This window comes from Halomonas sp. 141, assembly GCF_002810305.1.
In the GTDB taxonomy this organism is placed as follows: Bacteria; Pseudomonadota; Gammaproteobacteria; order Pseudomonadales; family Halomonadaceae; genus Vreelandella; species Vreelandella stevensii.
This window is the reverse complement of record NZ_PINZ01000005.1, coordinates 127,517-141,344: the sequence shown is the minus strand read 5'-3', so window position 1 is coordinate 141,344 and position 13,828 is coordinate 127,517. Positions and strand designations below refer to the sequence as shown.

The following is a 13,828-nucleotide window of genomic DNA, read 5'->3' as shown; positions in this document are numbered from 1 at the left end:
AGAAAGTGACCGTTGACGCGGTGAATATGCCGCCCTGAGTGCTTTAGCCGCTCAGAGACGAATTGATCAGCGGTTCCCTAAGAGGACTGTGTGGCAATAGTGTGACATCGAAAGCTCCTTTCTCTGCATTAAAGCGATTTATTGAAGTTTCTTCGCTTCTTGTCTTTTGTTGTTTTTCTAGTTGGTCGGTTGTTTTAATGCTTTATAGAATTGACTTTTTTGCTAACCCAAGAGAATTGGGCCTTCTGCTTTAAATGGCTGTTTGAGAGGCGGGTATATGTTTGGGTAAAGGGTTGAAAGGAGTGGGGAGAGGAGGGTTGGTTTTTTATTAGCCCGTTGTTTTAAGCTTTATCATCGTGATGGCGACAGCCTGTTTGTATTGGGAGTTGTTTTCATACTGTTAGTTTTCTTGAGTTTTTGTAATGTGTTTAACAAATGTTAATAGTTTTGGGTTTTTGGGTATTTGATAGCGCAAACTATGAAAGTTTCTTGTTTGTATGTTTATAGTTGTCTATATTTTTGTCGCGTTATCTTCCTTTTAGTGTATAGAAATTATAAAAAATTCCGGGTGAGTATAGCATTTGTCTAACTACAAAGGAGTGTAGAGATGAATAAGGTTACTGCAGAAGAGTATAATCTAGTGGAAGATAGAAGTCGCAATGGTTTGCCGGGCCCCCTGGGGGCCGAGGGTGGTTGTATAAGTATTGGTGAAGTGTTGGGGCTGTACGGTGAGCTGGGGGCAGAGTCACTGGAGGCCTTGACCAACGTTCGACAAAAACCTGTCGAGCTGAAGAGAAACCAGAAAGTCTTTTCGCTATGCGAGGGGCGTGCCGATATCTTCGTGGTGAAAGAGGGCTGGGCAAGTCTATCCCATGCCACCTCTACACGTGGGCAAGATATTTGTAACGTCTTCATGCCGGGCGATATTATCGGAATGCGAGAAAGCTTTTTCGAAAGTCACGATATCGTGATTCTCTCGCTGACACATTGCAAGTTGGAAAAAGTATCGGTAGATGATTTGCATGCGTTGTTTAAAACCAACGACGAAATCCGCAAGGCCATTACCTCGTATGTCATGGTCAACGACAATATTACCATCGAGCGTTTGCGAAGTTGTACGCATCATCGGTCAGAAGAGCGAGTGGCGCACTTCTTGTTGGAAGTCTATGCGCGATTCAATTTCAAAGGCCTGCTGAACAGCAACGTATTCTCCTTTCCGGTGACCCAGGACATCGTAGGAGAGCTTCTGGGCATGACCAGCGTGCACGTCAGCCGCTGCATGACCGCGTTGGAGCAGAAGAAGCTGATCCGCAAGACGCGTAGCAGCATCAAGTTGCTGCAGCCGGAAGAGATGGCGCGTAATACGGGCTTCGACCGGGATTTCATCTACGGCCATATATGCCTGGGTTAGCGCACGTCCCTCGCCCGCCACCCGCGCCGCTTACCTCGAGCGGCGCTTTTTTTGGGCCGATGTTTATCAAACATTGAAATTCGCCCGTAGTGCGCTGTGCGCAGGGTGGTTGCTGCGGTGGGCCTCAACGGGGTGTCCATGAGCATGAAAAAAATGTCATAACGCACGTTATGCGCGGGGTTCCCAAGGGTTGCAAGTCGTCATGCGTGGGCTAGGCTTCTCCCTGCACTGTGTTTCTGAATGAGACACGTTTTAACTGAAATTTAATCATACAAGGAGTGGATTAGATGACAGTCGGCAATACACCTCTCAAAAACCTGACGGCCCACAAGCAGTACAGCGACATGGCAGATACCCCTTCTGCCAGCAATACGCGAGTGGACCTCTATCCTACTCGGCTGGCCACGGCGCCAGCATCGTTGACCCAGGCGCGCCGTGACGATGTGGTCAAAGGGCGAGCGCTGCCGGGGCCGCTGACCCAAGCGCAGCTGGATGAGTTCGAGCGCAAGGGCTATCTGTTTATTCCAGACCTGATCCATGGCGACGAGCTGGATGCGCTTCGCGATGAAATCGAGTCGTTGATGAGCAACGATGCTTACCGTGAGCGGGAGTTCAGCATCACCGAGCCGGAAAGCCAGGAGATTCGTTCGCTGTTCGCCGTGCACCATCTCTCTGCCCGTTTGGGGGCGCTGGCCAGCGACGAGCGGCTGGCAGGAGCGGCACGTCAGATCATCGGTGACGACCCTTACGTGCATCAATCGCGCATCAACTACAAGCCCGGCTTTGCAGGCAAGGGGTTCAACTGGCACTCGGATTTCGAGACCTGGCACGCCGAAGATGGTATGCCTAACATGCATGCGGTCAGTGCATCGCTGATTCTCACCGATAACCACGAGTTCAACGGCCCGCTGATGCTGATTCCAGGGTCTCACAAAGCGTTCGTCCCCTGCCTTGGCGAAACCCCCGAGGACAACCACAAAAGCTCGTTGAAAGCTCAGGAGGTCGGGGTGCCCAGCCAGGAGGCACTGCGCCATATGGTCGGCCAATACGGCATCGAGGCGCCAAAGGGGCGAGCAGGGGGCTTGCTGCTGTTCGATTGCAACACCCTGCACGCTTCCAATGCGAACCTGTCGCCGGACCCGCGCAGTAACGTCTTTTTCGTGTTCAATCGGCCGGACAACCGTTGCGGTGCGCCGTTTGCTGCCCCCAAACAGCGGCCTGCCTTTTTGGCCCATGGGCCTGACCAGCCTTGGCAGCCGGGCGTTTAAACGTTTACGTGCTTTGGGTACATAAGCCTAGGTGCAAGAAAAGCAGCGGGAGGGTTGTGGAACAAGCGCCAGGGTGGGGTAGACTAGTGCGCCTGTCGTTGCGAATGCGGCACGCATAATGAGAAGGAGAATACCCGCCATGCGTTTTGTTCCACAGTTTACCGATGGCCAGGAGTTTCCCCACGCGCTGGGCAAAGTCGTGTGTGTAGGCCGCAACTACGCCGACCATGCGAAGGAACTGGACAACCCGGTTCCCAGTGAGCCGCTGCTGTTCATCAAACCGGCCACCAGCGTGGTGGATTTGACCAAGCCATTGGACCCGCCGTTTTCACGCGGTGAGGTGCACTATGAAGTCGAGCTGGCGCTGCTGGTAGGGGAAACCCTGACCCACGCCACGCAGGATGAAGCGGAGCGCGCCATCGTCGGTATCGGCCTGGCGATGGATCTGACGCTGCGCGATGTGCAAACCACCTTGAAAGAGAAAGGCCATCCCTGGGAAATCGCCAAGGCCTTTGATGGGGCTTGCCCGCTGTCGCCGTTCCTGCCGTTGAGCCGCGTGCCCAACTGGAACGCGCTGAGCTTTGCGCTGGAAATCGACGGCGAGGAGCGCCAGCACGGTGAAGGCTCGGACATGATTTTTGCGATCCCGACGCTGGTCGCGGAAATGAGCCGTCATTTCACCCTGGAGCCCGGCGACGTCATCCTGACCGGCACGCCTGCGGGTGTAGGCGAGCTGACTCGCGGCGCATCACTGCGCTTCACGCTCACCGGCGGGCTGGAGATCAACACCAGCGTGGTCGAATAAACGACCCCACCGGCTGAACGTCAAAAGCCACCGCTGCCCTGGGCAACGGTGGCTTTTTTTATGCTGGAATGTCAGGCGAGAAGGGGGCTCCCGCCCCCTTACTCTTGGCCCCTTACTCCTCCCCCTTACCCCAGAGCGTTACTCCAGATAAGTGTAGCCTTCCAGCCCTTCGGTCAGGCTGGCGGCAAAGTGCGCCTGCTCTTCGGCCGAGAAGCCGCTGGTCACCAGCTGTTCGGTCAGCTTCTGCTTCAGGACGCGGGCATCGAAATTGACGTAGGCCAGCACGTCCGCCACGGTGTCGCCTGCCTGCGGGTTGGAGAGTACCCACTCGCCGTCGGCGCCCAGCGCGGCATCCACCGAGTCGGTGTCGCCGAACAGGTTGTGCAGGTCGCCGAGAATCTCCTGGTAAGCCCCTACCAGGAAAAAGCCCAGCCAGCGCTCGTCATCGTTGGCCCACTCCGGCAGCGGTAGCGTGCTCTCGACGCCCTGGCCGTCCACGTAGCTGTCAATGCGGCCGTCGGAGTCACAGGTGATGTCCTGAATCACCGCGCGGCGAGTGGGCGCCTGGTCCAGCCCGCTGAGTGGCAGTACCGGGAAAATCTGCTCGATCCCCCAGACATCCGGCACCGACTGGAACAGCGAGAAATTGACGAACAGCTTGTCGGCCAGTTTCTCGGCCAGCTCGTCCATGATTTCCCGGTGGGCACGGTTGCGGGTATCGAGCTTGCCCCGCAGGCGCGCGCAGGCAGCCATGTAGAGGCGTTCGCCTTCGGCGCGGGCGCTGATGCTGCTCAAGCCCAGCACGAAGCGGTCCTGAAGCTCGCTGACGGCTTGCAGCAGGTCGTGCCAGGCTTCGACCAGCACCCTGGGCTCCTGGTGTTCGGCCAGCTGATCCAGCACGCGCCACAGCTCATCCACCTGGGGGTCGTCGGTGACGCTGCGCACCGGCGGCGTGTGGTCGATACGCTCTTCACCGATCACGTTGGTGATCAGCACCGCATGGTGAGCGGTCAACGAGCGGCCGGATTCACTGATCAGGTGCGGCTGTGGCAAGTCGGCTTCCTGACACAGCTGAGCGAAGGCGCTGACCACGTTGCGCGCGTACTCCTGCATGGAGTAGTTGGCCGAACAGTAGCTGCGCGAGCGGGTGCCTTCGTAGTCGATCCCCAGGCCGCCGCCCACGTCCACGGTGTCAATGGGGGCGCCCAGCGCCATCAGGTTCTGGTAGAAGCGCGCACATTCGCGCAGGCCGCGCTGGATGTCGCGGATGTTGGCGATCTGGGAGCCCAGGTGGAAGTGCACCAGCTGCAGGCTGGCCAGGGCGTCCTGGGCGCGCAGGGTGTCCACGACTTCCAGGATCTGGCTGGCGGTGAGGCCAAACTTGGACTTTTCGCCACCGGTGTTCTGCCACTTGCCCTTGCCCACCGAGGCCAGCCGCGCGCGCAGGCCGATACGCGGCGTCACGTCCAGCTCCCGGGCTTCTTCCAGAATCAGGTCCAGCTCGGAGAGTTTTTCCACCACCAGATAGACGCGGTGGCCCAGCTTCTCGCCCAACAGCGCCAGACGCACGTATTCACGGTCTTTATAGCCGTTGCAGACGATCAGCGACGAACCGCCGTCGGAGAGCGCCAGCACCGCCAGCAGCTCGGGTTTGCTGCCTGCTTCGAGCCCTACGCGACCGTTGCCTCGCTCCGAGGTGGCCAGAATCTCTTCGACCACGCGGCGCTGCTGGTTGACCTTGATCGGGTACACCGCCGTGTAGCCGCCCTCATAGGCCACATCCTGCATGGCGGCGTCGAAGGCGCCACACAGCTGCTCGACGCGGTCGTGAAGAATGTCGCTGAAGCGCACCAGCACCGGTAAGCGCAGGCCGGCCTGCTGCAGCTGGCGAACCAGCGCGCTGATCGGCAGGGCAGGGCCTTCGGCATCGCTGCCCAGGGGGCGCACCAGCGCCTGGCCGTGGTCATCGACATCGAAGTAACCGCTGCCCCACTGGTCCATGTTCCAGGTACGGCGGGCGCGTACGGCGGGGCTGCTGGCTGCGGCCATGTCACTCATCAGGAAGCCTCCGGGATAGGGAGTGCCCCCAGCGCGATGCGTGCCTTGAGAATCACGCGGAAACGCTCGGGGTCGTGGGGGGTAAGGTCATGGGCAGGCGGGTCCACATATACCACCAGCAGGCGCGACAGCCAGTAGCGCAACGCCGTCAAGCGCAGCATGGTGGGCCACAGGGCCCGCTCGGTGTCGGTCAGTGGGCGGCGTGCCTGGTAGGCGCTCAAAATCGCCTGATAGCGCTCGGCGTTCAGGCTGCCGTCCTCGTTGGAGGCCCAGTCGTTGATGACGATGGCCAGGTCGAACAGCAGGTCGCCGGTGCAGCCATTGTAGAAGTCGATGATGCCGCCCAACTGGTCGCCTTCATACAGGGTGTTGTCACGGAACAGGTCACCGTGCAGCGCCCCCTGGGGCAGCGCACCATACTGGCTGAACGCGGTCTCGAAATCATCGACCTCGTTTTTCATCAGGGTCTGGTCGTCGGGGCTGATGTAGGTCAGCACCTTGTGGTGCACGGCGCGCAGCCAGTGCAGGTTGCGGGGGTTGGGACGATGCCCCGGAAAATGCTGCGAGACCTTGTGCATACGTCCCAGCGCGCTGCCCAGCGCCTGGCACTGGGCCAGGTTGGGGGCGGTGGGATGCTTGCCGGGCAAGCGCGGGAACAGCAGGGCCGGTTTGCCCGCCAGGCTGTGCAGCGCCACCCCTTCGCGGTCATGAATGGTGCCTGGTACGGGCAGGCCGTGTTCATCCAGGTAGTCCAGCAGCTCGACGAAGAACGGCAGCTCTTCGTGCTCGCCTTGTTCGAACAGCGTGAGCACCATCTCGCGGCGCTCGGTGGTCACGAAAAACGTCGAGTTTTCCGTGCCGCCTGCCACGCCCTGAAGGGACACCAGGCTGCCAACATCGAATTTTTCCAAAAACGCGGCGACCTGTGCGTCGCTCAGCGGAGTAAATACAGCCATGAGAATCTCGCCCAGGTTGCTAAGCCGGTCATTGTAGCGGCTTGGCGCGTCAGTTGGCAGCGCTGTGAACGGTGAAGGGGCGCTTTCACAGTGCTTTTCTGCAGTCGCGCCGCCGAACGCGTATCATTGCAGAATAGACGCTCTTACTGTTCTGCTGACTATGGAATCTGGTTATGGCCCGTGCCCCTATCGTGCTAGTTGATGGCTCTTCGTACCTTTACCGTGCGTTCCACGCGCTGCCGCCGCTGACGAACTCCAACGGCCAGCCCACGGGCGCCGTGAAAGGCGTGCTGAACATGCTCAAGCGGCTGATCAAGGACTACCCCGATAGCCCCATGGCGGTGGTCTTCGATGCGCCGGGCAAGACGTTTCGCGACGACATGTACAGCGAGTACAAGTCCCACCGCCCGCCGATGCCCGATGACCTGCGTAGCCAGATCGAGCCGCTACACGCCTGCGTGAAAGCGCTGGGGCTGCCGCTGCTGTGCATCGAAGGCGTCGAAGCCGACGATGTCATCGGCACGCTGGCGCATCATGCCACCCAGGCCGGGCGCGACGCGGTGATCTCCACCGGCGACAAGGACATGGCCCAGCTGGTGAACCGCCATATCACGCTGGTCAATACCATGAAGGAAGAGACCCTGGACGAGGCCGGTGTCGAGGAGAAGTTTGGGCTGCCGCCTGCGCTGATCATCGACTTCCTTGCGCTGATGGGCGACAAGGTGGACAACATTCCTGGCGTGCCCGGCGTAGGAGAAAAAACCGCCATTGGCCTGCTGCAAGGCATGGGTGGCGGGCTGGAGACCATCTATGGCGACCTGGAACGGGTCACCACGCTGAGCTTTCGAGGAGCCAAGACGCTCCCCAAAAAGCTGGAAGAGCACCGCGAACAGGCGTTTCTCTCCTATCGGCTGGCCACCATCAAGGTCGACTGCGACCTGCCCGTAGGGCTGGACGACCTGGAGATCGCTCACCCGGATCGGGAAGCGCTGGTGGCGCTCTACAAGGAGATGGAGTTCAAGCAGTGGCTGGCGGAGCTGCTGGAGGGCAAGGACGAGGGCGTGGACGACGTCAGCGGCGGCCAGCCAGCCCCGCAGGCCGAGCAGGTGGCGTCGGGCACGGCCCCAGGCCCACGCCGCGACCACGTGATCACCGAGCAGGCCGAACTGGACGCGTGGCTTGAGCGGCTGCGCAGCGCCGAGCGCTTCTGCTTCGATCTGGAAACCACCAGCCTCAACTACATGGATGCCGAGATCGTCGGGGTCGGCCTGGCGCTGGAACCCGGTGAAGCGGCCTATATCCCGCTGGCCCACGACTATCTGGATGCGCCTGCCCAGCTCGACCGCCGCAGCGTTCTCGAGGCGCTCAAGCCGCTGCTGGAAGATCCCGGCAAAACCAAGATCGGCCAAAACCTCAAGTACGATATTTCCGTATTGGCCAACGTGGATATTCACGTCACGGGGCCGTTTGCCGATACCATGCTGGCGTCCTACGTGCTCAACTCCACCGCGACCCGCCACGACATGGATTCGCTGGCCCTCAAGTACCTGGGGGAAAAGACCATCTCCTTCGAGGAGATTGCCGGGAAAGGCGCCAAGCAGCTCACCTTCAACCAGATAGCCCTGGAGCAGGCCGCGCCCTACGCCTGTGAAGACGTGGACATTACCCTGCGCCTGCAGCAGACGCTGCGCCCGCAGGTCGAGCAGGAAGGCCGCCTGGCCGAGGTGCTCGATCATCTGGAGCTGCCGCTGATCAAGGTGCTGTCGCGGATCGAGCGTAACGGGGTGGCGCTGGATGCCGAGCGCCTGCACCAGCAGAGCCAGCAGCTGGAGCAGCGTATTCGCGAGCTTGAAAGTGAAGCCTTCGAGCTGGCGGGCCGCGAGTTCAACCTGGGGTCCCCCAAGCAGCTGGGCCAGATTCTGTTCGAAGAGCAGAAAATTCCGGTCATCAAGAAAACGCCCAAGGGCGCGCCTTCCACCGCCGAGGCCGTGCTGGAAGAGCTGGCGCTGGACTACCCCTTGCCCAAGGTGATCATGCAGCACCGTGGCCTGGCCAAGCTGAAGTCTACCTATACCGACAAGTTGCCGCGCCTGTTGAACAAGAAAACCGGCCGCGTGCACACCAGCTATCACCAGGCGGTGACCGCCACCGGGCGGCTCTCCTCGTCGGACCCGAACCTGCAGAACATTCCGATCCGTACCGCAGAGGGGCGCAAGATTCGCCAGGCCTTCGTGGCCCGCCCCGGGTATCGCATCGTGGCCGCGGACTACTCGCAGATCGAGCTGCGCATCATGGCCCACCTGTCGGAAGACAAGGGGCTGCTGGAAGCCTTCGAACAGGGCCGCGACATCCATACCGCCACCGCCGCCGAAGTGTTTGGCACCGCGCTGGACAAGGTCACCGCCGACCAGCGCCGCAGTGCCAAGGCGATCAACTTCGGTTTGATCTATGGCATGAGCGCCTGGGGGCTGTCGCGTCAGCTGCATCTCGAACGCCAGCAGGCGCAGACCTACATCGACCGCTACTTCGACCGTTACCCCGGCGTTGCCCGCTACATGGATCGCATTCGCAGTCAGGCCGCCGACAACGGCTTCGTCGAGACCGTCATGGGGCGGCGGCTCTACCTGCCCGAGATCCACTCGCAGAACCGCAACCGCCGTCAGGGGGCCGAGCGCACCGCAATCAACGCGCCCATGCAGGGCACGGCGGCAGACATCATCAAGCAGGCGATGATCGACGTGGATGCGTGGCTGACGGAAGGCGGGTTCGATGCCCTGATGGTCATGCAGGTGCACGACGAACTGGTGTTCGAGGTGGCTGAAACGCAGGTAGACGCGTTCATCGAGGAGGTCAGTGCACGGATGCAGTCGGCGGCCACACTGAGCGTGCCGCTGATCGTGGAAGCCCAGAGCGGCGCCAACTGGGACGAAGCACACTAAAGTAAGAAGCGCACCAGGCGCTGCTCAAACCCTGGCTGACTGGCCATCCACAAAAAACCCCACCTTGCGGTGGGGTTTTGCATACTGCCTGGGCCAGCGCTTAGCGCCAGTTGACGCGGTCAAAAATGCGCACGGCTTCCGGGTTGTTGTTACCCAGCTCGCTGATGTTCACTTCGTCGCGCTGGAAGTCGCCCCAGGACTCCAGAACCGGGTTCTTCTTCACGCCATCGACCACCGGGAACTCGTAGTTACGCTCGGCCAGCACTTCCTGGGCCTGGTCGGAAGCCAGGAACTCGAGGAAGCGGATGCCGTTCTCGGCGTTCTGCGCGTTGGCGACCAGACCTGCACCACCCACGTTGATGTGCGTGCCGCGATCATCCTGGTTCGGGAAGATCACGCCCACTTTACGGGCGGCTTCGCGGTCGGAAGCTTCGCTGGAGTGCAGCAGACGAACATAGTAGTAGTGGTTGGCCACGCCCAGCTCGCATTCGCCGCTGGCCACGCCCAGAATCTGGTCGGTATCACCGCCTTCCGGGTTGCGCGCCAGGTTGTTGACCACGCCCTGTGCCCACTCTTGCGCTTCTTCCGCACCGTGGTGCTCGATCATCGAGGCCAGCAGAGACTGGTTGTAGATGTTGTTGGAAGAGCGGATGCAGATCTTGCCTTCGAACTGCGGGTCGGCCAGGTCTTCATAAGTAGCGATCTGGCTCGGGTCGAAGTTCTCACGGTTGTAGAAAATCACCCGTGCGCGCTGGCTGAAGCCAAACCACATGCCTTCGGGATGACGCATGGACTCCGGCAGGCGCTCGTTCAGCACGTCGGAATCCACGGCCTGGAACAGGCCATCCTGCTCGGCACGCCACAGGTTGCCGGCATCCACGGTCAGCATGACGTCGGCAGGGCTGGCCACGCCTTCACGCTGCATACGCTCCATCAACTGATTGGCGTCGCCTTCCAGTACATTCACCTTGATCCCCGTTTCTTCGGTGAACGCGTTGTACAGAATCTCGTCTGAGTCGTAGTGGCGAGCGGAGTAGATGTTGACCTCGTTAGCCAGTGTGCTGCTAGCAAATGCCGAGCCAGCCATGACGGCGGCGACAGAGACTGCAAGACGTGTCTTTTTCATAACATACACCCTAAATGTTTATGATAATAAGTTGCATTGGCAAACTGCGCCTATTGAAGCGTCTTGTTCCATGGACGTCAAGCGAAATGATAATGACACGCAACACTTTTTGTGCATGTGCGTGCATCTGCCGCCAATAGAAAATAGAATGCAAATAACTTTCAACCGTGTTCGCAGTCAGGCATCTGCGCTGCGCACTAACCATGGGTGAACGAATGACGGCAACGGTGTCATTTTCAGAGGTGGCAGCACCGGCGGCGGCGCTGTCGCTGCGGGGTGTCGAGCACACGTTTGCAGCCAATAAGGTGGTCAAGGGCATCGATCTGGAGATCGGCCAGGGCGAAGTGGTGTGCCTGCTGGGTCCTTCCGGCTGCGGCAAGACCACCCTGCTGCGTATCGCGGCAGGCCTGGAGGTGGTGCAGGAAGGCGAGGTCAGCCTGGACGGGCAGGCCATCGCTGCCCCTGGCAAGCGCCATGTGCCGCCCGAAAAGCGCAACGTGGGCCTGGCGTTCCAGGATTCGGCGCTGTTTCCCCATCTGAGCGTGCTGGAAAATGTCACCTTTGGCCTGAAACAGCTGCCCTCCAGCCAGCGCCGCGCGCGTGCTTTGGAGCTGTTGGACCAGCTGGGCATGGCCGCCTATGCCGAAACTTACCCGCACATGCTGTCGGGAGGCCAGCAGCAGCGTGTCGCGCTGGCCCGTGCGCTGGCGCCTACGCCGCGGCTGATGCTGCTGGACGAGCCCTTTTCCAGCCTGGATGCCCGGCTGCGGGATCGTATCCGAGACGACACGCTGCACGTGTTGAAAAAGCTGGGTTCGGCCACGCTGCTGGTGACCCACGACCCGGAAGAGGCGATGTTCATGGCGGACCGCATCGCACTGATGCGCGATGGCAAGATCGTCCAGACCGGCACGCCTCGCGAGCTTTACTGTGCGCCCATCGACCCCTTCGTGGTGACTTTCTTTGGCGAGGTCAACGAGCTGGCGGGAGTGGTGCAAGGCGGGCGAGTGCAGACCCCCGTGGGCGCGGTGGATGCCAGCTGGCTGCCGGAAGGCAGTGATGTGCAGGTGATGATTCGCCCCGAGGCGCTGCGCATTCAGGAGCGAGACCTGCCAGCCGAAGCGCACAGCCATAGCCACGTGGTCATGGCCAAGCTGCTGGGCCGCACCAGCCTGATCCACCTGTGTGCCCATGGCAGCGATGGCCAGGAAGCGCACCTGCATGCCCGTGTACCTGGGGTGTTCCTGCCCCAGGAGGGCCAGCCCATCGACATCGATCTGGACCACTCCCAGGTGTTCATCTTCCCACGCTGAGGCGCGGGAAGGCGTGTGTTTGAACTTACTCGGCCTGGCTGCCGGGGCGCGCTCGGCGCATGGCCAGGCTGAGGAGAATCACTGGTAGGATCCCCACCACCACGATGGTCAGCGAGGCCGTGGAGGCCTCCGCTAGCCGCTCGTCCGACGCCAGGTTATGGGCGCGTACCGCCAGCGTATCGAAGTTGAACGGCCGCAGGATGATGGTGGCCGGCAGCTCCTTCATGGCATCGACGAAGACCAGAATCCCCGCCGCCAACAGGCTACTGCGCATCAGGGGCGTATGAATGCGTCGCAGCGTGCCCCCTGCGGTTTGGCCCAGGGTGCGCGAGGCGGCATCCATGCTGGGGGTGACCTTGCCCAGGCTGGCTTCCACGGCATTGAACGACACCGCCAGAAAGCGCACCACGTAGGCGTAGATCAGAATGAAGGCCGTGCCGCTGAAGACCAGCCCGATAATCTTGCCGTAGTTGGCGTGCAGCCAGGAGTTGAGGGTGTGGTCCAGCCAGGCAAAGGGAATCAGAATGCCGACCGCCACCACGGAGCCCGGAATGGCGTAGCCCATGGCCGCAATGCGGGTGAACAGGCGTGCGCTGGGGGAGTTGTTGAGGCGTACGCCATAGCTCAGCAGCACCGCCAGCCCCACCGCAATCAGGGCCGCAATGGCCGACAGCGACAGGCTGTTCAGGGCGAAGCCGATGAAGCGCGTGCCGAACAGGCTGTCGCCAATCCGAATCGCCATGTTCAAGAGCAGGCCGCTGGGCAGCAGGAAGCCGATGGTGATGGGCAGCAGGCAGGCCAGAAACGCGCCGGTGGCCTGCCAGCCGCGCAGACGGTACTCGGGCAGCTGCTGGTAACGGCTGGAGGTATGGAAGTAACGCCGCTTGCCCCGTGACCAGCGCTCCAGCAGTACCAGCACGATCACGAAGGTCAGCAGGCAGGCCGCCAGCTGTGCGGCCGCCACCGGCTCGCCCAGTCCGAACCAGGTGCGGTAGATACCGGTGGTGAAGGTGTCCACGCCAAAGAATTGCACTGCCCCGAACTCATTGAGGGTTTCCATCAGCACCAGCGACACGCCGCCCACCAGCGCAGGCCGCGCCAGGGGCAGGGCCACGGTGCCAAACAGGTGCCACGGCCCGCGCCCCAGCGTGCGTCCCACGTCCAGCACGCACACCGACTGCTCCAGGAACGAGGCCCTGGCCAGCAGGTAGACATAGGGGTAGAGCACGAAGGTGATCAGCGTGATGGCGCCCCCCAACGAGCGAATGTTGGGAAAGTAGTAGTCGCCCACTCGCCAGTCGAACCACTCCCGCAGCATGCTCTGCAGCGGCCCGGCCACCTGCAGGAAATCCGTGTAGGCATAGGCGATCACGTAGGTGGGAACGGCCAGCGGCAGCAGCAGCGCCCACTCGAAGATGCGCTTGCCTGGAAAGCGGCACATGACCACCAGCCAGGCGGTTCCCGTGCCAATCACCAAGGTACCGAGGCCTACCCACAGCACCAGCCAGAAGGTATTGCTGAGATAGCGGGGCAGGACGGTACTGGCCAGGTGCTGCCAGATGCCGTCGGTGGGCAGCACGATATGGCCCAGAACCACCAGAATCGGCAGTGCCACGGTCAGCGCGATGAGAAACAGCGCCATAGACCAGGGGTTGAGCGACAGCGCAAAGCGTGAAGCGACCCCTGACAGCAGAGCCGATGATGAGCGGCGAGCGGGCGTGGACACGTCGTGATCTCCTTGGACGAGAAGCTGCGTGGCTCGTCAATGCGAAAAAATAGCGGTTGCAAATAGTATCACCTGCGCCGATGGGGTGCAGCTCATCGGCCGCCCATTAAAAAACCCTGCCCGTGGGGCAGGGTCGAGGCGTGTACCCGTGGGGCTCCGTCAGTGGGCGGTCCAGCCGCCGTTCACCATCAGCGCGCTGCCCGTGACCAGCGCCTGCATGCCGTCC

The 13,828-nt window shown here is 61.1% G+C and carries 9 protein-coding genes; 5 read left to right on the top strand and 4 right to left on the bottom strand.

All coding sequences use genetic code 11. The annotated features are described in order from the left end of the window. Nucleotides 1-607 precede the first annotated feature (607 nt). The 3 genes from CWI66_RS04375 to CWI66_RS04365 all read left to right on the top strand — a co-directional run bounded on the left by CWI66_RS04375 (nucleotide 608) and on the right by CWI66_RS04365 (nucleotide 3,484). Nucleotides 608-1,411, top strand: coding sequence for a Crp/Fnr family transcriptional regulator (locus CWI66_RS04375; protein WP_016916070.1), 804 nt, complete (start codon nucleotides 608-610; stop codon nucleotides 1,409-1,411). Nucleotides 1,412-1,698: 287 nt separating this feature from the next. After that, entirely contained in the window at nucleotides 1,699-2,679 is a 981-nt protein-coding gene (gene thpD / locus CWI66_RS04370) for an ectoine hydroxylase (RefSeq protein WP_100731016.1), read from the top strand. Between the two features lie 139 nt (nucleotides 2,680-2,818). Beyond that, nucleotides 2,819-3,484, top strand: coding sequence for a fumarylacetoacetate hydrolase family protein (locus CWI66_RS04365; RefSeq protein WP_100731015.1), 666 nt, complete (start codon nucleotides 2,819-2,821; stop codon nucleotides 3,482-3,484). Nucleotides 3,485-3,622: 138 nt separating this feature from the next. On the opposite strand, the gene speA is transcribed toward CWI66_RS04365, so the two are convergent. Beyond that, nucleotides 3,623-5,533, bottom strand: a complete 1,911-nt coding sequence (gene speA / locus CWI66_RS04360; protein ID WP_446718677.1) for a biosynthetic arginine decarboxylase — start codon at nucleotides 5,531-5,533, stop codon at nucleotides 3,623-3,625. An 8-nt stretch (nucleotides 5,534-5,541) separates the two neighbouring features. Beyond that, on the bottom strand, nucleotides 5,542-6,498 hold the full coding sequence (locus tag CWI66_RS04355) for a homoserine kinase (RefSeq protein ID WP_016916074.1): 957 nt from the start codon (nucleotides 6,496-6,498) through the stop codon (nucleotides 5,542-5,544). A gap of 173 nt (nucleotides 6,499-6,671) precedes the next feature. Between CWI66_RS04355 and polA the strand changes: the two genes are divergently transcribed. Then, nucleotides 6,672-9,437, top strand: a complete 2,766-nt coding sequence (gene polA / locus CWI66_RS04350) for a DNA polymerase I (RefSeq protein ID WP_100731013.1) — start codon at nucleotides 6,672-6,674, stop codon at nucleotides 9,435-9,437. A gap of 100 nt (nucleotides 9,438-9,537) precedes the next feature. On the opposite strand, the gene CWI66_RS04345 is transcribed toward polA, so the two are convergent. After that, on the bottom strand, nucleotides 9,538-10,563 hold the full coding sequence (locus CWI66_RS04345; RefSeq protein WP_016916076.1) for a Fe(3+) ABC transporter substrate-binding protein: 1,026 nt from the start codon (nucleotides 10,561-10,563) through the stop codon (nucleotides 9,538-9,540). A gap of 215 nt (nucleotides 10,564-10,778) precedes the next feature. On the opposite strand from CWI66_RS04345, the gene CWI66_RS04340 reads away from it, so the two are divergent. Then, nucleotides 10,779-11,876, top strand: a complete 1,098-nt coding sequence (locus CWI66_RS04340; RefSeq protein ID WP_016916077.1) for an ABC transporter ATP-binding protein — start codon at nucleotides 10,779-10,781, stop codon at nucleotides 11,874-11,876. A gap of 25 nt (nucleotides 11,877-11,901) precedes the next feature. On the opposite strand, the gene CWI66_RS04335 is transcribed toward CWI66_RS04340, so the two are convergent. Then, nucleotides 11,902-13,602: an ABC transporter permease gene (locus CWI66_RS04335; RefSeq protein WP_016916078.1), complete on the bottom strand. Its 1,701-nt coding sequence runs from the start codon at nucleotides 13,600-13,602 to the stop codon at nucleotides 11,902-11,904. Nucleotides 13,603-13,828 lie beyond the last annotated feature (226 nt).

Coding starts and splice junctions, on each gene's coding strand:
- CWI66_RS04375 (WP_016916070.1), top strand. CDS start 608: ATGAATAAGGTTACTGCAGAAGAGTATAATCTAGTGGAAGATAGAAGT.
- thpD (WP_100731016.1), top strand. CDS start 1,699: ATGACAGTCGGCAATACACCTCTCAAAAACCTGACGGCCCACAAGCAG.
- CWI66_RS04365 (WP_100731015.1), top strand. CDS start 2,819: ATGCGTTTTGTTCCACAGTTTACCGATGGCCAGGAGTTTCCCCACGCG.
- speA (WP_446718677.1), bottom strand. CDS start 5,533: ATGGCCGCAGCCAGCAGCCCCGCCGTACGCGCCCGCCGTACCTGGAAC.
- CWI66_RS04355 (WP_016916074.1), bottom strand. CDS start 6,498: ATGGCTGTATTTACTCCGCTGAGCGACGCACAGGTCGCCGCGTTTTTG.
- polA (WP_100731013.1), top strand. CDS start 6,672: ATGGCCCGTGCCCCTATCGTGCTAGTTGATGGCTCTTCGTACCTTTAC.
- CWI66_RS04345 (WP_016916076.1), bottom strand. CDS start 10,563: ATGAAAAAGACACGTCTTGCAGTCTCTGTCGCCGCCGTCATGGCTGGC.
- CWI66_RS04340 (WP_016916077.1), top strand. CDS start 10,779: ATGACGGCAACGGTGTCATTTTCAGAGGTGGCAGCACCGGCGGCGGCG.